Annotated in this window: 24 protein-coding genes; 13 read left to right on the forward strand and 11 right to left on the reverse strand. The window is 45.9% G+C overall.

The annotated features are described in order from the left end of the window. The first annotated feature begins 81 nt into the window (after positions 1-81). From VC188_RS06540 to VC188_RS06555, 4 genes are all read left to right on the forward strand, one after another. Complete coding sequence (locus VC188_RS06540; RefSeq protein ID WP_072582947.1) at positions 82-285, forward strand: hypothetical protein; 204 nt, start codon at positions 82-84, stop codon at positions 283-285. Positions 286-424: 139 nt separating this feature from the next. Continuing rightward, the gene (locus tag VC188_RS06545) at positions 425-1,162 is read left to right on the forward strand and encodes an ABC transporter substrate-binding protein (RefSeq protein ID WP_216265995.1); all 738 of its coding nucleotides are present in this window, start codon (positions 425-427) and stop codon (positions 1,160-1,162) included. Between the two features lie 62 nt (positions 1,163-1,224). Continuing rightward, positions 1,225-2,106: an NAD(P)H-hydrate dehydratase gene (locus VC188_RS06550; protein ID WP_323483430.1), complete on the forward strand. Its 882-nt coding sequence runs from the start codon at positions 1,225-1,227 to the stop codon at positions 2,104-2,106. Positions 2,107-2,112: 6 nt separating this feature from the next. Further along, the gene (locus tag VC188_RS06555; RefSeq protein ID WP_323483431.1) at positions 2,113-3,090 is read left to right on the forward strand and encodes a DMT family transporter; all 978 of its coding nucleotides are present in this window, start codon (positions 2,113-2,115) and stop codon (positions 3,088-3,090) included. A 20-nt stretch (positions 3,091-3,110) separates the two neighbouring features. Here VC188_RS06555 and VC188_RS06560 read toward each other — a convergent pair whose 3' ends face one another. Beyond that, the gene (locus VC188_RS06560; RefSeq protein ID WP_216157147.1) at positions 3,111-3,389 is read right to left on the reverse strand and encodes a protein tyrosine phosphatase; all 279 of its coding nucleotides are present in this window, start codon (positions 3,387-3,389) and stop codon (positions 3,111-3,113) included. Positions 3,390-3,470: 81 nt separating this feature from the next. Here VC188_RS06560 and VC188_RS06565 point away from each other — a divergent pair, with 81 nt between their 5' ends. Further along, complete coding sequence (locus VC188_RS06565; RefSeq protein ID WP_323483432.1) at positions 3,471-4,100, forward strand: FABP family protein; 630 nt, start codon at positions 3,471-3,473, stop codon at positions 4,098-4,100. A 79-nt stretch (positions 4,101-4,179) separates the two neighbouring features. On the opposite strand, the gene VC188_RS06570 is transcribed toward VC188_RS06565, so the two are convergent. Both VC188_RS06570 and VC188_RS06575 read right to left on the reverse strand, forming a co-directional pair. Further along, a complete protein-coding gene (locus VC188_RS06570; RefSeq protein WP_323483433.1) occupies positions 4,180-5,328 on the reverse strand; it encodes an aminotransferase class V-fold PLP-dependent enzyme in 1,149 nt (382 codons plus the stop codon). A 115-nt stretch (positions 5,329-5,443) separates the two neighbouring features. Continuing rightward, the gene (locus VC188_RS06575) at positions 5,444-6,346 is read right to left on the reverse strand and encodes a DMT family transporter (protein WP_215321768.1); all 903 of its coding nucleotides are present in this window, start codon (positions 6,344-6,346) and stop codon (positions 5,444-5,446) included. 148 nt (positions 6,347-6,494) lie between these two features. On the opposite strand from VC188_RS06575, the gene VC188_RS06580 reads away from it, so the two are divergent. From VC188_RS06580 to VC188_RS06600, 5 genes are all read left to right on the forward strand, one after another. After that, the gene (locus VC188_RS06580) at positions 6,495-7,640 is read left to right on the forward strand and encodes an alpha-hydroxy acid oxidase (RefSeq protein ID WP_215321767.1); all 1,146 of its coding nucleotides are present in this window, start codon (positions 6,495-6,497) and stop codon (positions 7,638-7,640) included. 192 nt (positions 7,641-7,832) lie between these two features. Continuing rightward, positions 7,833-8,441, forward strand: coding sequence for a hypothetical protein (locus tag VC188_RS06585; RefSeq protein ID WP_323483434.1), 609 nt, complete (start codon positions 7,833-7,835; stop codon positions 8,439-8,441). Positions 8,442-8,464: 23 nt separating this feature from the next. Further along, on the forward strand, positions 8,465-8,656 hold the full coding sequence (locus tag VC188_RS06590) for a hypothetical protein (protein WP_072582957.1): 192 nt from the start codon (positions 8,465-8,467) through the stop codon (positions 8,654-8,656). A 97-nt stretch (positions 8,657-8,753) separates the two neighbouring features. Continuing rightward, entirely contained in the window at positions 8,754-9,290 is a 537-nt protein-coding gene (locus tag VC188_RS06595; RefSeq protein WP_215321766.1) for a cytochrome b, read from the forward strand. 1 nt (position 9,291) lies between these two features. Continuing rightward, entirely contained in the window at positions 9,292-9,468 is a 177-nt protein-coding gene (locus VC188_RS06600; protein WP_323483435.1) for a hypothetical protein, read from the forward strand. 57 nt (positions 9,469-9,525) lie between these two features. On the opposite strand, the gene VC188_RS06605 is transcribed toward VC188_RS06600, so the two are convergent. Together VC188_RS06605 and VC188_RS06610 are read right to left on the reverse strand one after the other, a co-directional pair. After that, complete coding sequence (locus VC188_RS06605) at positions 9,526-10,626, reverse strand: alkene reductase (RefSeq protein ID WP_216157159.1); 1,101 nt, start codon at positions 10,624-10,626, stop codon at positions 9,526-9,528. 71 nt (positions 10,627-10,697) lie between these two features. Then, positions 10,698-11,603 (reverse strand): hydrogen peroxide-inducible genes activator, encoded by a 906-nt coding sequence (locus VC188_RS06610; protein WP_215321764.1) that lies wholly within the window; start codon positions 11,601-11,603, stop codon positions 10,698-10,700. A gap of 144 nt (positions 11,604-11,747) precedes the next feature. Here VC188_RS06610 and VC188_RS06615 point away from each other — a divergent pair, with 144 nt between their 5' ends. The 3 genes from VC188_RS06615 (at position 11,748) to VC188_RS06625 (ending at position 13,689) form a co-directional block, all read left to right on the forward strand. Further along, a complete protein-coding gene (locus VC188_RS06615; protein WP_216157164.1) occupies positions 11,748-12,233 on the forward strand; it encodes a rubrerythrin family protein in 486 nt (161 codons plus the stop codon). A gap of 61 nt (positions 12,234-12,294) precedes the next feature. Continuing rightward, positions 12,295-12,462, forward strand: coding sequence for a rubredoxin (locus VC188_RS06620; RefSeq protein ID WP_068321654.1), 168 nt, complete (start codon positions 12,295-12,297; stop codon positions 12,460-12,462). Between the two features lie 57 nt (positions 12,463-12,519). Further along, positions 12,520-13,689 carry an NAD(P)/FAD-dependent oxidoreductase gene (locus tag VC188_RS06625; RefSeq protein WP_323483436.1) on the forward strand — a complete coding sequence of 390 codons (1,170 nt, stop codon included), beginning with the start codon at positions 12,520-12,522 and terminating at the stop codon, positions 13,687-13,689. Positions 13,690-13,766: 77 nt separating this feature from the next. On the opposite strand, the gene VC188_RS06630 is transcribed toward VC188_RS06625, so the two are convergent. From VC188_RS06630 to VC188_RS06655, 6 genes are all read right to left on the reverse strand, one after another. Beyond that, a protein-coding gene (locus VC188_RS06630) for an IS3 family transposase (RefSeq protein WP_216265204.1) occupies positions 13,767-15,127 on the reverse strand; the annotation gives its coding sequence in 2 pieces (ribosomal slippage) (positions 13,767-14,668 and positions 14,668-15,127; 1,362 coding nt in all). A gap of 88 nt (positions 15,128-15,215) precedes the next feature. Then, positions 15,216-15,809 carry a urate hydroxylase PuuD gene (locus VC188_RS06635; protein ID WP_323483437.1) on the reverse strand — a complete coding sequence of 198 codons (594 nt, stop codon included), beginning with the start codon at positions 15,807-15,809 and terminating at the stop codon, positions 15,216-15,218. A 28-nt stretch (positions 15,810-15,837) separates the two neighbouring features. Next, entirely contained in the window at positions 15,838-16,416 is a 579-nt protein-coding gene (locus VC188_RS06640) for a superoxide dismutase (protein WP_323483438.1), read from the reverse strand. A gap of 140 nt (positions 16,417-16,556) precedes the next feature. Then, positions 16,557-17,333, reverse strand: coding sequence for a 3-hydroxybutyrate dehydrogenase (locus tag VC188_RS06645; RefSeq protein ID WP_216191156.1), 777 nt, complete (start codon positions 17,331-17,333; stop codon positions 16,557-16,559). Between the two features lie 127 nt (positions 17,334-17,460). After that, positions 17,461-19,857, reverse strand: coding sequence for a xanthine dehydrogenase family protein molybdopterin-binding subunit (locus tag VC188_RS06650; RefSeq protein ID WP_215321753.1), 2,397 nt, complete (start codon positions 19,855-19,857; stop codon positions 17,461-17,463). A 20-nt stretch (positions 19,858-19,877) separates the two neighbouring features. After that, positions 19,878-20,387 (reverse strand): (2Fe-2S)-binding protein, encoded by a 510-nt coding sequence (locus tag VC188_RS06655; protein WP_323483439.1) that lies wholly within the window; start codon positions 20,385-20,387, stop codon positions 19,878-19,880. Between the last annotated feature and the right edge of the window lie 35 nt (positions 20,388-20,422).

Here is a 20,422-nt window from a genome sequence, read left to right on the forward strand (position 1 = left end):
CTTCTAGGGATTGTTGGGATTTACCTGGTACTAAAGGCGAGTTAATATTGCCAGAATTTCAACTAAATCGAAGGAAAAGCAATGAGCAACCGTTCAATCATCATCATGGTACTAGTCTTAATTGGTGCCACAGCCTACTTACTTCTCAAAGGCGACGGCAACGTTGATATGGGCGGCGAAAAGCATGGTGCAGAAGCGGCTCATATGGAAGAGGCTAAGAAAGATGCTCCTGCCGCTGCTCCAACAGCACCTGCCGCTGCTCCAGCGGCTGACGCTAAGAAGTAATTCCTTCTTTTACTGATAAAACCGCGGCCCGCCGCGGTTTTTTTATCTCCATCTTTTAATGAAGCTGATATTTTCCTCACTCCTATCTCTGACGCTTTTGTGCATATCGCATCTTGCTATTAGTCAATCATCCAAGCCCATGAAAACCATTGATCAGCCCACCTTATCTTCTTTCGCCCCAACTGGTGTTTTGCGTGTTGGCATTAATTTGGGAAATCCGGTTCTTGCTAATGAAGATCCAAATTCAAAAAACTTGTACGGAGTGACGATTGATATTGCCAATGAGATTGGAAAACGCATTTCATTGCCCGTGCAATTAATCCCCTTTAAGTCGGCAGGTGCAACAGTAGATGCAGTGAAGACTGGAGAAATTGACTTAGTCTTTGTGGCGATTGATCCAGTCCGGGGCGCAGACATCAGCTATACCCCAGCCTATATACAAATTGAAGGTGCCTATATGGTGAAAGCCTCTTCTCCATTAAAGACTAACGATGAAGTAGATGCTGCCGGCAATGAAATTGTCGTAGGCAAAGGCAGCGCCTATGATCTTTACCTTACACGTGAGATTAAGAATGCCGCCCTATTACGAGCTGCTAGCTCACAGGCAGTGATTGATGACTTCATGTCGGGAACAGGCAATGTTGCAGCAGGCGTCAAACAGCAGTTAGAAAGTGATGCTAAGCGCTATGCGGGACTGCGCATGCTACCTGGTCGCTTCATGGTGATTAATCAAGCGATTGGCATTCCGAAGGCTAGGCCTAGATATGAAAGTACAAACACCTATTTAAGCAATGTCATCGCAGAACTCAAGCAGTCTGGGTTTGTGGCAGACGCTATGAAACGTCACAATATCCAAGGCGCAAAAGTAGCTGAATAATAAAGCTATTGGGTTAGTGCAGATTAGTGTGTATGCATGCAATTTAGTACGATACTGTACTCATGAATGTTCCTGCTCAACTGAATACCCTTCCTCTTGTGGTACACCTAAAACGAGAGCCTGCAGAGCATAAAGGCAATGCAGGCAAAGTCATTTTAATTGGCGGCGCTCCAGGAATGGCGGGCGCCCTAATTTTGGCGGGCAATGCCTGCCTTCATCTTGGCGCAGGCTGGACTATCTTAGAAATATTAGATCCTGCTTCAGCGCGTGCGGATGTCGATCACCCCGAGCTCATGATTCGCCTTGCGACAGACGATATTCACCAAGCACTGAATACCGCTCAGCCCGATGTTGTTGCTATTGGCCCAGGCCTTGGCAAATCCGCTTTAGCGATTGAATGTCTGCGTGCGTCACTCTTATATCCAAACATACCATTGGTAATTGATGCTGATGCCCTCAACTTAATCAGCGAATCCACCGAGCTACTCGAGAAACTACAAGTTCGCAATCAAGCACTTCCAGAGTTCGCTGTACTTACCCCTCACCCTGGTGAGGCCGCAAAACTTTTGAAGACCACAACAGAAATTGTGCAATCAGATCGTGTGGGCACAATTAAACAATTGGTTGAGCTCACTCAATCGATTGTTGTCCTCAAAGGACAACATACTTTGATTGCCTCTCCACAACATCCTCCGGTTCAATGCCTTGCTGGAAATCCCGGAATGGGCACTGGAGGCATGGGGGATATTCTGACGGGAAGCATTGCTGCCATTGCTGCCCAAGGAATTCGGCATCAACTGGATTTATGGCAAGCTACTGGGATTGCAGTTGAATTACACGCTAGCGCTGCAGATAGCTTAGTGAATAAAGGGATTGGGCCTATAGGCCTAACCCCCTCCGAGACCATTTTAGAAATGCGAGCGCTACTCAATAAGCTGTTATAAATCGTTATGCATTCAGTAAGCGCAGCACATCATCACCGACGTTACCTCTATGGCATTTTGATGGCCGGAGTAGGCTCCATGCTGTTTTCTGGCAAAGCGATTTTGGTCAAGCTCGCTTTTGGTTATGGTGCAAATGCGGAGACGCTTCTAGCCTTACGCATGCTCATGGCACTTCCCTTGTTCTGGGGAATATTCTGGTGGGAGTCCCGCCGTAAGGCAATGGACCCCATCACTTGGCTTGATCGCGCAAAATTATTCTTTCTTGGATTTTTAGGTTACTTTTTATCAAGCTATATTGATTTCTTGGGACTTCAATACATCTCAGTTGGCCTGGAGAGAATTGTTCTTTACCTCACGCCAACCATTGTTTTATTAATCTCTTATTTTGTTTTAAAGAAACCCGTATCTCAAGTACAGTGGTTCTCACTCATCGTTGGCTACATTGGAGTGTTTATCGTCTTTATTCAAGATGCGAGTTCCACCGGCATTGATGCCTGGTTAGGCATGGCTCTCGTGTTCGGCAGCGCCTGCTCTTATGCGGCCTACATGATTGGTGCTGGAGAAATGGTAAAGCGTATTGGTAGCGTGCGCTTAGTTGTCTATGCCAGTTCAGCCTCGGCATTTTTGAGCATAGCGCAATCAACCATCCATAACCCAATGGCTATATTTGAACAGCCTCTACCCATTTATTGGTTTAGCCTGCTGAATGCCAGCTTATGCACCGTTATTCCAATGCTGCTGATTATGATTGCCATCAATCGCATCGGATCTCCACTCGTAGCTCAAGCTGGAATACTTGGCCCAGTCTCCACTATCTTCATGGGATACCTCATTCTTGCGGAACCAATCACTTGGACGCAAATTAGCGGCATGACTTTGGTGATGGCTGCAATGTGGTTGTTAGTACGCAATGATGCGCAAAGAAAAAAGTCACCAGACCCCAAAAGATCTGATGACTTCGATGGTGCAGAGCCCCTCAACTAAGAGGGACTCATTTAAGTGTATTACTGAGCTGCGGCGTCAGCTGCTGCTTTAGCCTTCTTTTTAGATTTCTTTTTTGCTTTTTTCTCAGCTTTCTTTTCTTTCTTTGCTTTTTTCTTTGCTTTTTTCTCAGCAGACTTCTCAGCCGGAGTGGCGGCAGGTGCGGCTACTGGAGCGGCAGCAGGTGCAGCTACTGGTGCAGTTGCAGGAGCTGGATCAGCAGCCATCACGGAGATAGGGGCGATACCGATAGCAGCAGAAATCAGGGTTGCCAGGCTCAAGCGCGCGATACGAGAAATCATGTAATTCTCCAAGATAGTTTGTGGATAATTTAATAATACTCAAAAATTTGAGAAAAATGCTTCATTTTTTAAGGGTTGCTGATGAGTGATTTTCCAAACGACATTTTTACCGAACCCCAAGGCTACTCCGTCAATACCCTAGAACAGCTTGGGCCCTTGACTGGCATGGCTGGGATTTGGGAAGGTATTCGTGGGTTAGACGTAAAGCCCAAAGCAGAAGGGCCTAAGAAGCAAGCTTATGTAGAAAGAATTGAGCTTCAGCCAATTGACCCCCAAACTAATGGTCCTCAGCTGTTTTATGGTTTGAGATACCACACCCACATCACCAAACCCGATCAAGTAAAGACCTATCATGATCAAGTGGGGTATTGGCTATGGGAGCCTGCAACTGGCAACATCATTCATACACTGAGTATTCCTCGGGGCATGATTACGATGGCCTCTGGTAATGCTGCTATAAATGCAAGGCAATTTGAACTGCATGCAAAGGAAGATGATCGCTGCGCAGGCATCTCATCCAATCCATTTTTAGATTACGCCTTCAGAACAGTTGAATTTCATATTCAAGTTTCAATTCACGATGATGGCACTTGGTCTTATGAACAAGACACGGTGATGAAGATTAAAGATCAAGCAGCGTTATTTCATCACGTTGATAACAACACCCTGCATAAGATCGGTGAAGCCACTCCTAATCCCTTAGCTAGATAAAATTAGTTATCACCCTAGAATGTAATAAAGGCCATCAGATGATGGCCTTTATTTCTTAATGCTGAACTATATTGCTTGATTACGCAGGCTGCGCTTCAGTCTCGGTAATTTTTTCTAATGCGGTAGCAAGATGTCCAACTGTGCGATCAACATTTGCCAACTTCTCTAAACCAAACAATCCAAGACGGAAGGTGCGGAAATCTGCACGCTCGTCACACTGCAAGGGAACGCCTGCAGCTGTTTGCATACCCAGAGCAATAAACTTCTTACCAGATTGAATATCAGGGTCCTTGGTGTAGCTTACGACCACGCCAGGGGCCTGAAAGCCCTTGGCGGCTACAGAGCTATAGCCTTGAGAGACCAATAGGTTGCGCACTTTTGCACCCAACTCTACTTGCTTATCCTTCAATGCAGCGAAGCCAAGCGACTGAGTCTCTTTCATCACATTACGCAGAATCTTTAAGGCATCAGTCGGCATGGTGGTGTGATACACATGACCACCCTTTTCATATGCTTCCATAATCTGAAGCCACTTTTTGAGATCCATAGAAAAGCTGCTGCTTTGGGTTGCATCAATGCGCTCACGTGCTCGGTCGCCTAGAGCGATCAATGCGCAGCAAGGGGAGCTGCTCCAACCTTTTTGAGGTGCAGTAATTAATACATCAACATTACAAGCCTTCATATCAACCCACATTGCGCCAGAGGCAATGCAATCTAATACAAACAAACCATTTACAGAGCGTACTGCTTCACCGACTGCTTTGAGGTAATCATCTGGAAGAATAATGCCGGCAGAAGTTTCTACGTGCGGCGCGAATACCACTGCTGGTTTTTCCTTCTTGATATAGGCAACCACTTCCTCAATTGGAGCTGGTGCAAATACACCCTGCGTTGAATCTTCTAATTGGTGTCCTTTGATAACAGTCACGTCTTTAGTGATGTTGGCCAAATCAAAGATTTGCGTCCAGCGGTAACTAAACCAGCCATTACGCAAGACCAAGCATTTTTCATTGTTAGCGAATTGGCGAGCTACCGCCTCCATACCAAAAGTTCCGCTACCAGGCACGATGACTGCAGAGCTAGCGTTATAAGCATCCTTAAGGACACTCGAAATGTCGACCATCACGCGCTTGAACTCTTCAGACATGTGATTTAAGGAGCGGTCGGTGTAAACAACCGAGAACTCTAATAAACCATCTGGATCAACATTGGGGAGTAAGCCTGGCATAGTAATTTCCTAGGGATTTCTGTGATTAGCCCTAAATGATACTGATTTAAGGCTTTCTTGGGGACTGTGGTCCAAAACCCTGCTTAAAAGGGCGTTTTTGCCAGTTTTGGCAGTTTTACTTTTCCTTTTTCGAGGAAATAACAATACCCGCCACAATCAGACCAAAGGCGAGCCCATGAAATAGTTGGGGGGGTTCACCCAGAATGGCGGCCGATAACAGCGCAGTAAATAAGGGTATGAAATTAGCAAAAAAGGCGGCAACCGTAGGCCCCGCCCCATTCACACCTAGGCCCCAGCAACGATAAGCAATTAAGGACGGGCCAATTGCCACGAAGACAATTAAAGAGGCGGTCCACCAATTGAGATCCAGAAAAGCATGCCCAGCTGCAATTTCAAAACCATCAAAAAATCCCGTCCACAACAGACCCACTGTTACTTGCGCCATTAAAAATTCAGCCCATGGCCATTGACGCTCTGAACTAGAACCCGGACGACTCAACATCCAGCTATAAAAAGCCCACAAGATTGTGGCCAACATAATTAAAAGATCGCCCACTACTAATTGCATAGACAGTAAGGCCGCTAGATCTCCACGGGTAAGCACAATACCCACACCTAATAAGCTCACCACTGCGCCAATCATCTGCAAGATGCTAGGCTTTACTTGATAAAACACTGCACCAATGAATAGCATCCAGATTGGCATGCTAGCGCCGATCAAGGTGACGTTAATAGCGGTAGATGTTTGAAGAGCGAGATATAACAGTACGTTGTAACTACCTACCCCGAATAAACCCAAGAGAAGGAAACGTTTCTTGTTTTGCCATAAGGCACTTCCCGGCATCAGCACACGCCAACCCAAAGGAAGCAAAAGTAAGGCGGCTAATCCCCAGCGGACCGCACTTAAGGTAATAGGGGAGATACTTCCAACCAATACTCGCCCGGCGATTGCATTACCCGCCCATAAAGCGGTGGCTATGAGCAAGTAGGCAATTGTGGCGAAATTCAGTTGGTACATACAGAGGGGCTTAATGGGGAAGTAGTTATTTGAGGTCCCCAAGCAAGGGATAACCTAACATTGTAGAAACAAATCCCCGGTATTGCTAAGATAGAGCTTAAATTAAGCTTTTGCTTCTACAAAATAGCATCAAAAAGAAGGATACATTGTGGCAATCATTACCAATATAGAAGACTTGCGGGTCCTCCATCAAAAGCGCACCCCCAAGATGTTCTACGATTATGCAGACTCAGGATCGTGGACTGAGTCAACATACCGCGCCAATGAATCCGATTTTCAAAAGATTAAATTGCGTCAGCGTGTAGCGGTCAATATGACTAACCGCACCACTAAGACAACCATGGTTGGTCAAGAAGTTGCCATGCCGGTGGCACTGGCACCTACAGGCCTTACTGGCATGCAACATGCCGATGGTGAAATTTTGGCAGCCAAGGCTGCTGAAAAGTTTGGTGTGCCATTTTGCTTATCTACTATGAGTATTTGCTCAATTGAAGATGTAGCGGAGCACACTACAAAACCCTTTTGGTTCCAACTTTATGTCATGAAAGATCGCGGCTTTATTGAGCGTTTGATTGAGCGCGCTAAAGCAGCCAAATGTTCAGCACTGGTTTTAACTTTGGATTTGCAAATCTTAGGTCAACGCCATAAGGACCTAAAGAATGGCCTGTCCGCACCTCCTAAGCTGACAATTGCCAATATGATCAATATGGCGACTAAGCCCCGCTGGTGCTTGGGTATGGCTATGACACCACGTAGAACCTTCCGCAATATTGTTGGTCACGCTACTGGTGTCGGTAATATGTCTTCACTGTCCTCTTGGACTGCAGAACAATTTGACCCGGGCCTCAATTGGGGTGATGTGGAATGGATTAAAAAACTCTGGGGCGGAAAATTAATTATCAAAGGCATCCTAGATGAAGGTGATGCGCGCTTAGCGGCAAACTCTGGCGCCGATGCTTTAATTGTTTCTAACCATGGTGGCCGTCAATTAGATGGTGCGATTTCTAGTATTCAGGCTTTACCTGGAATTGTGAATGCCGTTGGCAAAGATATTGAAGTGTGGATGGACGGTGGTATTCGCTCAGGTCAAGATGTTTTAAAAGCATGGGCCTTGGGTGCGCGCGGCACGATGATTGGCCGCCCTTTCCTATATGGCTTAGGCGCCATGGGTGAGGCTGGTGTCACTAAGTGTTTAGAGTTAATTCACAATGAGTTAGATATCACCATGGCATTCACAGGTCATCGCGATATTCAGAATGTGACTAAAGATATTTTGTATCCAGGAACCTTTTAAATTTTCCCTATCCTCAACCACCCTCTTGCTGTCTTTGGCATCTCACTTATAGTATTTGCCTTTTCTGTTTGGTTTGGATATGCCGCACTGAGTCGTTACCGCACAAAAGATACTGAGACATCCGCAGATCTTGGCATTATTCAGACGGCTACCTTAACCTTGCTAGCCTTAATTATTGGCTTTACCTTCTCAATGGCTATCAATCGCCATGATCAGCGAGAGATCTTTGAGGAAGGTGAGGCAAATGCCATTGGCACCGAATTCTTAAGAGCCGATCTGCTGCCCCCAAATGCTGCGGCGGCAACCAAGGGCCTCTTACTTCAATATGTAGATCAACGTATTTTGTTTTACTCCAAGCAGACCCCGGAAAAGATTGAAGAGATTCGCAATAAAACAGATCAACTGCAAACCGCCCTCTGGAATGAAATCCTTCCGGTCGCTAGAACCCAAGCTACGCCAGTTATGGCTTTAGTAGCTTCTGGCATGAATGATGTCTTAAATTCTCAAGGCTATGTACAAGCAGCTTGGTGGAATCGCATCCCCCTTACGGCCTGGGCGTTGATGTCAGCAATCGCTATTTGCGCCAACCTCCTAGTTGGATTTGGCGCGCGCAATTTTGAGAGGAATATCGCTCTATTCATGATCTTCCCTTTTGTTATTGCGGTATCTTTCTTTTTGATTGCTGATATTGATAGTCCAAGAGGTGGAGTCATTCGGATTGAAGCTAGAAACTTAGTGGCACTAAAAATTAACTTAAGCCAACAGATGAAAATTGCCAGTCCATCTATCGGCAATCAATAAGCTTCACCTTAAAGGCGGTCCAGATGAAACGAGTAGTGGATGTTTTTAAAAACCGGGGGCGTGAACTGGTGTGGACTTATGTCATCCACCTTCAGAATGACGAGGAATTTCATCCTGGGCAATTAGATTTCGAAGTTGAAGCTCTTAGACTCTCACAAATAGATAAACGCGGCTTAGTAAATGAGCTTAGCGCTAAAGTCAGACTTAATAACTGAGCTTGAATTGCCTTTTTAAGGGGTAAAGCCCCTGGCATTAATGCTGTTAATGAGATTCATTATCATTTGTGATGAGTCCACTTAACATTCCCATGTAATGCCTAAAACCAAATACCACCCAGCCTCCATATTCTTCCATTGGCTTGTCTTCTTCCTAGTTGTCGCTGCTTTTGCAGTGATTGAGCTCAAAGGACAATTTCCCAAAGGCAGCGAGCCTCGTGAGCTGTGCAAATCAATTCATGGCGTTATTGGACAGCTCATTTTTATAGCTATGGCTCTTCGCCTCATCATCCGTTTGACTTATGGTGTTCCCGAGCCCACAAACCCAAAGACTTTGTTCATCTCATTAGCCAAGGTCATGCATTGGCTGCTGTATGCCCTGCTCTTGATATCGCCTATTTTTGGCATCCTGTATTTTCAGTATGGCGGCAAAGAAATCTACTTTTTTGGCCTGGTGTGGCCTCAACTAGTCACCCCTAATCCAGAGATGAAAAAAGTAGTTGAAGGCATCCATGAATTCCTAGGAAACTCGCTCTACTTTTTGATTGGCATTCATGCTTTAGCAGGCTTGTGGCAACATTACGTCGTAAAGGACGATACACTTCGTCGTATGTTGAATAAAGTTGATGCTTAAAATGAAACCTCTCTCTAAAAAAGCCAAGATGGCAATAGGCTGGACAGTCCTAATGACGGTGGTGGGCACCGCATTGCTGCATCAATGGCAATTTTTTGCTATGGGTTGCGCATCTATTGCCTTTTTACTCGCAGCAAACCAATACGGTCTTCTTAAAGACACTGAAGACAAAAAATAATCCCGCTTTATTAAGAGCGGGATTTATTAGCAACCATCCCAGAATCTGGGACTTCTATTACAGAGTTGGGTAATCTGTGTAGCCCACTTCCTCGCCACCATAAAAAGTAGCGCGGTTATATGGATTTAGTGCGGCACCCTGCTGAAATCTCTCTGCTAGATCTGGATTAGAAATATAGAGACGGCCATAAGCTACCGCATCAGCCAAGCTATCTTCTAGCACCTTTTCACCCATTGCCTGGTCATAGCCACCAGCAGTAATAAATTGTCCTTGATAAGCGGCACGGAACATCTCTGAAGTAATCGGGGCATCTTCCAAGACCTGATCGCCACCACCAGCGCTAGTTGAACGTGGCTCAATCATGTGCACGTAAGCTAAGTTATAGCCATTGAGCTTCTTAATTGCAGCAGTGAATAACGCTACTGGATCGCTATCACCCATATCGTTAAAAGTGCCGTATGGTGAAAGGCGAACTCCTACCTTATCGCTCGGGAATACTTTACTTACAACTTCAATGACTTGACCCAATAGGCGTAGACGATTGTCGATCGAACCGCCATATTCATCCGTACGTTGATTGGTTTTGTCTTGCAAGTACTGATCTAACAAGTAGCCATTAGCCGAGTGAATTTCAATACCATCAAAGCCTGCAGATTTTGCATTTTGTGCCGCTAACTCAAACTCTTTGAGCAAGCGAGCGATATCTTCCAAACTCATCGCGGTTGGCATCTCATAATCATGCAACTTCCAGTCTGCGCCATAGGTTTGACCAGCCGCAGCAATTGCGGAAGGCGCCTCAGGTGCACCCTGCTCTGGATGCAAGGAAGAATGGGAGATGCGGCCTACGTGCCATAGCTGCGCAACAATCGCACCACCCTTGGCGTGAACTGCCTCAACAATCTCTTTCCATGCAGCGGTTTGCTCGGGCGAATAAATTCCAGGCGTCGCTGGGTAACCTTTACCCAATGGAGAAATCTGTGTTGCCTCAGTAATAATGAGTCCAGCACTCGCACGTTGTGCGTAATAGGTTTTCGCTAACGGGTTAGGAACATCACCACCAACAGCACGCATCCGCGTGAGCGGTGCCATCACTAAACGATTTTTTAAATGAAGTGCTCCCAGATTTACCGGGGTGAACATAATTTCTTTGCCTGACATTTGCTGCCTTTTAAATGAGTAAAAAGAGGATTGACTGTAACAAGGATTAACAAATTTTGCTGAGCATGTGATTATGCGGTTCCAAATTGTTCGCGTATGCAATCTGCCAGCGCATTAAATTCTTGAGTGTGCGCGGTAGAAGGTCTTGCAACTAAGGCAATCACTCTCTTGGGCGCTGGTGAGGCCAACTCTTTTGCCACTAACTCAGAGTTATTTAATAGACTACTTTTAACTGCCATTCCGGGAAGTAAAGCAATGCCAAGTCCAGACTCCACCATTTGCAACAAGGTCAACAAGCTAGTGGCTTCCATCCCCTCAGCCTTACGAATGTCAGTGCGCTTGCACGCTTGCAAACTATGCTCTCGTAGACAATGCCCTTCTTCAAGTAGCAAGAGGCGTTCGGCCATCTTGGCAGGTAAGGTCACTTCTTTTCCCTTCAAGGCGGGATCACCTTCTTTCGCAACCAACCAAAAATGGTCGTCAAATAATTCCTGAACGAGAAGACCCTCAACATCATATGGAAGTGCTATCAGAGCAAAATCCAATTTATGCTCAGCTAATCTGGAAAGGAGATTGGCAGTGAGATCTTCTCTGAGTGTGATTTTAAGTTCTGGAAAACGGCTACGAATTTCCGGAAGCACTGTTGGCAATAGAAATGGTGCAATAGTGGGTATGACGCCCAAACGAATTGTGGCAGTCATGGGCTTGCCGGTTGCGCCTGCATACTCCACCAAATCCTCAGATGCCGCCAAGATGAGCTTGGCACGCTCAAGAACCTCCAAACCTATTGGAGTGATGGATACATTCTGTCGATCACGCTCCACCAAATGGATTCCCAGCGCATCCTCCAACTCCTTCAGGCCGGCACTTAAAGTGGACTGGCCAACAAAACAAGCCTGTGCTGCGCGCGTGAAATTGAGTTCTTTTGCCAATGCAACGAAATACCCCAGCTGCCTTAAAGACGGTAAATAGGCCATTTTCCCTCCATTATCGAATAATTAGATAAATACTATCATAATGATTCATTAGACTGATCAATAAATAAGGCGCACACTGCATTCATGGTTGAAAAAGCAGCAAAGAATACTCAACAAACCGTATGTCTTAATAAAGGAATCAAAATGACACGCCCAGAAATCAAAACTATCCAAAACTTAGAGTCCGCCTTCGCCGGCGAATCTATGGCTCATATCAAGTATCGTTATTTTGCAAAATTAGCTCGCGCTGCTGGTGACGAAGAAACCGCAAAGATCTTTGAAGCTACCGCTGACCAAGAAGTGATGCATGCCTTTGGCCACTTAGATTTACTCTACCCCGCTGGCGCCATTACTCCTGCACGTGCCTTGGAGATTGCTATTGAAGGCGAAACCTATGAATACACCGAGATGTACCCATCCTTTCGGAAAACGGCAGTCGAAGAAGGCAATGCTGCGGCCATACAAGAAATCGATGAGCAAATTGCGGAATCTAAAGAGCATGCTGAGCAATTTCAGGCGTTATTGGCAAAAGCAGCAAAACGCTTCGCTGCGTTGGCAAACGTTGAAGAGCGTCATGCAAACCATTACAAGCAGGCTTTGGAAAAAGCAAAGGGTTTTGCGGCCCAATAAGACGGGCCCAGAAATAATTAGAAATTAAATTTAAAATCAACAGACTATTTAAGGAATCAAAATGAAAACTTACCAATGTATCGTGTGCGGCTATATTTATGACGAAGCCAAAGGAATCCCAGAAGATGGCATTCCAGCTGGCACACTCTGGGCTGATGTACCAGAAGACTGGGAATGCCCTGATTGCGGTGTAGCAAAAGCAGATTTTGAAATGGTTCAGGTAAGCTAAGGCCACTTCAGCACCCCCTCACCCTGTTTACCTATTCGTTATTTGGAGAGCCTAGCTTTGGATCAAACCACCCCTCAATTCCAATCCACAATTGTCATTATTGGCAGTGGATTGGCTGGCTACACCGTCATTCGTGAAATCCGAAAATTGGATAAAGCAGTTCCAATTACGCTGGTAACGCGTGAGCCTGGATATTTTTATTCCAAACCCATGCTTTCTACCGCTCTGGCAAGCAAGAAAGAAGCGGCGCAATTAATCTCTACGCCAGCTGATGGCATGGCAACGCAACTAGAAATGACTGTCTTGGGTGAGTGTGATGTCATCTCAATTAATCCTAGTGCGCAAACCATTCAAACTAGTAAAGGTGAAGTACCTTATGGAAAACTGGTAATGGCTTTGGGTGCCGATCAAATTCGTCTCCCACTTCAAGGGAGCGCTGCGAACGAAGTCATCACAGTAAATGATTTGGAAGACTACGCACGCTTTCGTAATGCAATCACCGGAAAAAAGAAGATTGCCATTCTGGGTGCGGGCCTGATTGGCTGTGAATTCGCCAATGATCTTGTGCTGGGAGGTTATAAGGTAGATGTGATTGATTTAGCCCCGCAGGCTCTTGGTCGGCTCTTGCCTGAAGCTGCAGCTTTAGAGCTACAGGGAAAGCTCAGTGCGACCGGGGTGTGCTGGCATCTGTCCACAACCGTGCAGGCGCTAGATCGTCACGGAGATTCTTTGCAGGTCACACTAGCTAATGGCAACACAATCTCTTGCGACGTATTTTTATCGGCCGTTGGTCTAAAGCCCAGAATTGAATTAGCTAAAGAAAGTGGCATGAATACAGGAGCTGGCATTCAGGTAAACCGCGAACTCGAAACCAACATTAAAAACATATTCGCAATTGGAGATTGCGCAGAGGTGGACGGCTTAGTCCTGCCTTACGTGATGCCCATCATGCAAGCAGCAAGAGCGTTGGCGCCAACCTTAATTGGACAAACTACTGCACTCACCTATCCAGCGATGCCGGTCATGGTCAAAACCCCCTCCCTAGCCACAATTGTTTCTCCACCCGCTAAAGGTGCCGAAGGTAAATGGACCACAACACCTATTGAAGGTGGCATGGAGTCTCGCTTTGAATCTGCTGATGGCAAGTTGTTGGGTTTTGTATTAATGGGAACTGCCACCGCACAACGTGGTACCCTCACCAAGGAGTTGCCGGCTATTCTGGCTTAAATTCTCTGGAATTTATTTGATTGATCAAACAAAAAGGCCCGCGATGTGAACTGACCCACAAAAGTTGGACAGTTTAATTAGGTTACCAGAAGGGATTGAGTTCGGTAATGAACCGGGCTCAATCCCTTTAGTTTTTGTTTGATCCGATCATGGTTGTAGTAGTGGATGTATTCCTTAAGCTCCGTTTTAAATGATTCGATACTTTCAAACCTCTTCCGATAGAAGAACTCTGTTTTCATAATCCCAAACCAGTTTTCCATCACTGCGTTGTCTAAGCAGTTACCTTTTCTAGACATGCTTTGAGTAATGCCTTGTTTCTTTATAGCCTGTTGATAAAACCCCATTTGATATTGCCAGCCCTGATCTGAGTGCAACATAGGTTTGTCTTTTGGTCCCAGTTGTTTAAATGCGCTTTGGAGCATTTGCATGACCGAGCTAATCTGTGGCCGATCGCTAATCTCATAGGAGACGATCTCTTGGTTATAAAGATCTAAGATCGGCGAGAGGTATACCTTCTCACCCCTGATGTTGAACTCCGTCACATCAGTAACCCACTTCTGATTGGGTTTACTGGCCGCAAAGTTACGCTCTAATAAGTTGGGTGCTACCTTACCAATACCGCCTTTATAGGACTGATAGCGTTTAGGTCTAACAAGGGATTTAAGCCCTAGTTGCCCCATCAGCTTTTGTACGGTCTTGGGATCAAGGTAACGATGTTGGTTGCTCAGCTCTAAATGGACTCGCCGATAGCCATAGCAGCCCTTGTGGCGATGGTAGATTGCGCCAATTTGAGTCTTAGCATCCAGATAGGGGTCGACTTTAGCGCTAGCACTTAGCTGGTAGTAGTAGACACTCCTGGCCATATTGGCAATGCCTAGGATAGTTTGCAAAGGGTACTGCTGCCTTAACTCGGTGACGACTTGGACCTGTTCTTGTTTGCCAAGTACTTTTGCTGAGCTAAGGCTTCGAGCTTTTTTAAGTAAGCGTTCTCCACCTCTAAATAGTGCGACTTCAGTAAGAGTTCTTCATGCGTAAGCTGCTCTGAAGGTTTAGCTAGGAGCGCTTGGATCTCACTTCGTTTTGACATGGGTGGCCGTCCCTTGGGTTTAGGTTCTAGGGCTGTAATACCGCCTTCATTGTAGAGGCGTTGCCATACGGAGATAGTGCTGGGAGAGGCGATATTAAAGTGGGCTGCCGCTTGATTAATGGAGAGCTGATCTTGCGCCATTACCTTGAGTACGGCAAGCTTAAAGGCACTGGGGTGATGAGTGTAAGTCTTGGTTAGACTTTTTTGACCATGAGCTTTAAAGGCATGAACCCATGTGCGGACATAGGTAAATTTAACGCCATACCGTTTTGCCGTTGCGGTAAATCCTTCTTTACCTGACAGATAGTGATGAATGACTTCTAGCTTAAAGTCTTTGCTGTATTTGGACATGAGGCTGACCCTTTTGAGTTGGATTTGATGTCCAACTTTTGTGGGTCAGTTCAGATTGCGGGCCTTTTCTTTATGCAGCTGGTAGTGATTAAGAAACGATCACGAACCATGTAGTGTTGTGTGATTGAGCAACCATCAAGAACAACATTGGTACGGATAGCAATGTATTCAAACGGGATGTCAACATCGCAACGCGAGTAGATTTTGCCTTAACGTCAGCTTCAACAGCAACGATACCAAGAGCGCGCTTTTGATTTGGCCAAATAATGAACCAAACGTTAATAGCCATTACCAAGGCAATCCACATACCTAAACCGATTGCGCGGAACGGGGCTTGCAATGTGAAGGCTTGATGAAGGTAACCATTTAAAGCGGCCACAATCAAACCCGTTAGCACAGTAAACAAAGCCGCGTAACGAAACCAGAACAATGCTGCTGGAGCAATGACTTTGCCAATCGCTGGCTTTTGCTCATCGGGAATCTTTGGCATTGATGGAATCTGCACAAAGTTAAAGTACCAGAGCAAACCAATCCACATCACACCGCACATCACGTGCAACCAGCGGAAGACAAACGGAAGTTCAGCAGAACTAAAGTTGCCGCCTAAAGCCAAAATAATAAGGGCGAGCAGGACAAAACCGGCAAAAATAGTGCGTCCCAAAGAGGTCAAGATTGATGTCATTAGATTTTCCTAAATGAGATAAATTAAATTAAGCAAAATTTTGGCTAGCAAAATCCCAATTCACTACATTCCAAAAATTTTCTACATATTTTGGACGTGCATTACGTGTATCAATATAGTAGGCATGCTCCCAAACATCACATGTCATTAATGGCTGAGCATCTGTGGTGAGAGGCGTTGCAGCATTACTAGTGGAAGCAAGATCAAGACTACCATCTGCTTTTTTAACCAGCCATGCCCAGCCTGAGCCAAAAGTTCCTACAGCACACTTTGTAAATTCTTCTTTGAATTTATCAAATGAGCCCCACTTGGCATTGATAGCATCAGCCAATGGGCCGCTAGGTGCTCCACCACCATTTGGCTTCATGCTTGACCAATAAAAGGTATGGTTCCAGACCTGTGCAGCGTTATTAAATACACCGCCTGTAGATTTCTTAATGATGTCTTCAAGAGATGAATTTTCAAACTCAGTCCCTTTAGTCAAATTATTTAAATTAGTGACATAAGCCTGGTGATGTTTGCCATAGTGATACTCCAAAGTTTCCTTAGAGATATATGGGGCCAAAGCATCGAGTGCATATGGCAACTGAGGTAAGGTATGTTCCATTTGTATTCCTTTTAATTACATTACGCCAAATATAGACAAATTTTGGATAACTATAGACTATTCTGCGGTTTTTGTTTGATCCAAGAAAAAGGCCAGTAAAGCAGCTTACTGGCATTAATTTCAATAGTGTTTACTAAGGATTATTGAGCAGTCCAACCACCATCCATATTCCAAGCTACTCCACGCACTTCAGAGGCATCTGGCCCACATAGGAAAACCGCCAAGGCTGCCAATTGCTCTGGGCTCACAAACTCTCCAGATGGCTGCTTTTCGGATACCAAGGCAATCTTAGCGGCCTCATTGGAAATGCCTTCGCGTTCTGCACGAGCATCTACCTGTTTCTGAACCAATGGAGTAAGAACCCAGCCCGGACAAATTGCATTACAAGTAATACCAGTGCGAGCATTTTCCAAGGCCGTCACTTTGGTTAATCCAACAATGCCATGTTTTGCAGCAACATAGGCAGCCTTCTGAGTAGAAGCTACTAGGCCATGTACTGAGGCGATATTAATAATGCGGCCCCAGTTACGTTTTTTCATACCAGGCAAGGCATGGTGTGTTGTGTGAAATGCTGAACTTAAGTTAATGGCGATGATGGCATCCCACTTATCTGTTGGAAATTCTTCAATGTTTGCAGTGTATTGAATGCCAGCATTATTGATTAAGATATCCAGCGAACCAAAACGCTTCTCTGTTTGCCTAATTAGATCTTCGATCTCAGCGGGCTTGCTCATGTCTGCGCCATGGTAATCAACCTCTACTCCGCAAGCTTTAATTTGAGCAATGGCTTCATCTTTCTCGCCAAAACCATTGACCATGATGTTGACGCCTTGTTTAGCCAGTGCAATAGCCATTCCTAAGCCAATACCGCTAGTGGAACCAGTAACTAGTGCTGTTTTACCTTTTAATGTGGACATATCATTTACCGTATCAAGTTAATTAAAAGGGCTGCAGACTGCTTTATGGCCCCAAAACTTGATGTTACAGGATGTGCTGAACTACCCCTGGAGGCGATGCACCAGGGGTAGTCAGAACCTATAAATATTAGATTTTCTTGAGAGCCCGCAGGATCTTTTCGCAGGTGATGGGCTGATCAAAGACGGATGCATTTAATGGCGCCAAGGCATCATTAATAGCGTTTTGAACTGCACCTGGCGCTCCGGCCGTACCAGCCTCACCCGCCCCTTTAGCACCCAATTTGGAAGATTGGGTAGGCGTCTCAACGTGAGCAACCTCAATATCCGGCATCTCATTAGCCATCGGCACTAAGTAATCTGCCATGCTGCCATTGCGCAACAAACCACTTTCGTCATAGAGGCACTCTTCAAACAGAACGCCGCCAATACCTTGAACGATTGCACCGCGCACTTGTTCATTGACCAACATTGGATTGATAACGCGTCCACAATCCTCTACCGCCCAATGCTTCAATAACTTTACAAAGCCTGTGTCTGGGTCAACCTCAACATAAGATGCTTGGACCCCATTCGTAAAGATAAATGGGTATTCCTTTTGAGTGTAGTGACGTGTCACCATGAGATCTGCAGAAAATCCTGCCGGTAAAGTATCAGTGCGGAAATAACCCACTCTACCCACTTCACCAAACGGCAACAATTGCTCACCAGTCGCTTTATCTAAGATGTATCCACGACGCGCAGTGAGTTCTGCAACAGGCCGATTCAAAATGGCGCCCGCCAGTTTAATAATATTTTCTTGTAGGGCTTGAGAAGCCAAGAGAACCGCTTCACCGCCAACACCTGCTCCACGTGAAGCCCACGTGCCACCGCCGTAAGGAGTCACATCGGTATCACCAGTAATAACGCGCACTTGGTCGATTGAAACACCGACAGCATCAGCCGCAATCTGGGTATAGATACCTTCAGTACCTTGACCTTGTTCACCAACACCAATCAAGACTGAAACCACACCACTAGGATCCATGCGAACGGTAGCGCCATCCTGAGAGGCAATGCGAGCACCTCCTACGCCATAGAAAGCAGGGCTTGGATTGGTTAGCTCAATTAATGTTGCAAACCCAATGCCGCGATAGATCCCTTTTTTGCGCAACTCAGCCTGCTCTTTACGCAATGCAGAATAATCCATCATCTTTTCGATTGTTCGCAAACATTGCTCATGTGAGAGAACTTCCAACTTAATTCCAGAAATTCCAGAGCAAGGATAAGCATCATCCGGAATGACGTTACGTTTACGAAACTCGAGCGGATCCATTTGTAATTTTTGCGCAGCCAAATCCACTAAACCTTCGGTCACAGCACAAGCAATCGGATGACCTACCCCACGATACTGACAAGTGGGTGTTTTATTCTGAAAAACGACATTCAGCTTAGCGCGATAGTTTTGATGCTTGTAAGGACCACCGACCAAGTTCACGACTTGATTGCCTTCAATAGCGCTAGTTCTAGGGAACATGGAGTATGGGCCAATTGCAGTCAGATCATCGATCTCAAAAGCCAATATATCGCCTGCCTTATTGGCAGCTATACGTCCTTTAATACGATGCTCACGCGCATGAATATCACTGGTAAATGATTCAAGACGGTCTGCAACAAACTTCACCGGGCGCTCAAGCATCATGGCAAGCCCTACGGTAGCAAAGTCATCTGGATAGGCATGCACCTTAATACCAAATGATCCGCCCACATCCTTACAAATGACATGCACATCTGATTCCGAAAGCCCAAACTGACGACAATATAGATCTTGCATCATGTGTGGCGCTTGTTGCGAATGGTACACAGTGAGGCGACGATCGCCTGGGTTGTAATCTGCAATCTGACAGCGCGGCTCAAGTGTTACGCCGGTATGGCGCCCAAATCCAAAAGTAGCTTCTGCTACCACGTCAGCAGTTGCAAATACTTCTTCCACATTACCGACATCTAAAGTACGGGTGAAGCATAAATTGTCGCCAAGGTCGGGATGAATAACCGGAGTATCTGCATCAAGCGCGGTTTCCATGGAAACGACCGCCGGCAACTCTTCCCACTCAACATCGATATGCTGCAGAGCATCTTCCGCCTGCGCTCTAGTTTCTGCAACTACCGCCACCACCGGCTCACCCTGCCAACAAGCACGATCAATTGCTAAGGCGTGTTGAGGGGCGGACTTCATACCAGCTAGGTGGCCCAAAGTGGCTACCCAAGGCTTGCAAATTTTCGCCATTTGCACGCCATCTACAACTGCAAGAACACCAGGCATCTTACTGGCATGCTCTGTATGAATTTTGCCGATTTTCATGTGTGCTACCGGGGAACGCCAGAACACCACATGCGCCATACGAGGCAATTGAATATCGTCAATGTAAGTGCCCTGACCTTCAAGCAGACGACGAGCCCCATGTCTTGGTTCGCTATGGCCTATATATCGCTGATCATTTGTTACGGGATCGAGCACCATTCCTTTTAAATCACTTGGCTTATTCATAATGCGTTTTCCTTAATACCTTAGGCGTTAGCAAGGACAGGTTTAATTTTTTGGCCCTTGGCACGAGCATCCAATACATCGACGATTGCATCGACGATAGAGTGGTAACCAGTGCAACGACAATAATTACCTGAGATCCATTCGCGCACTTGTTCGCGCGTTGCTTTTGGTTGTTTCTCAATCAACTCTGCTGCAGCTAACAACATGCCAGAGGAGCAGAAGCCACACTGCATAGCGTTGTGGCGCATGAAAGATTCTTGCAGATCATTCAAAACACCGTTTTTAGTTAGACCTTCCACGGTCTCGACTAGGCTGCCATCGGCCTGTACTGCCAGAAATAGGCATCCGCGAATGATTTGTCCATCTACCTTGACGGTACAAGCTCCGCACGCGCCCTGCTCGCAACCCAAGTGAGGGCCTTTTAAATGTAAATCTTCACGTAAGAAATCCACCAAATGTCTGCGTGGCTCAATCTCTGCATTGACGAGTCGACCATTCACGGTCATTGAAATTTTTTTCTTCAAACTCATTTTGATCTCCGAATTCTTGTGCCGATGCTTGCTGT

Origin of the sequence: Polynucleobacter sp. MG-28-Ekke-A2, assembly GCF_035012985.1 — a bacterium.
In the GTDB taxonomy this organism is placed as follows: Bacteria; Pseudomonadota; Gammaproteobacteria; order Burkholderiales; family Burkholderiaceae; genus Polynucleobacter.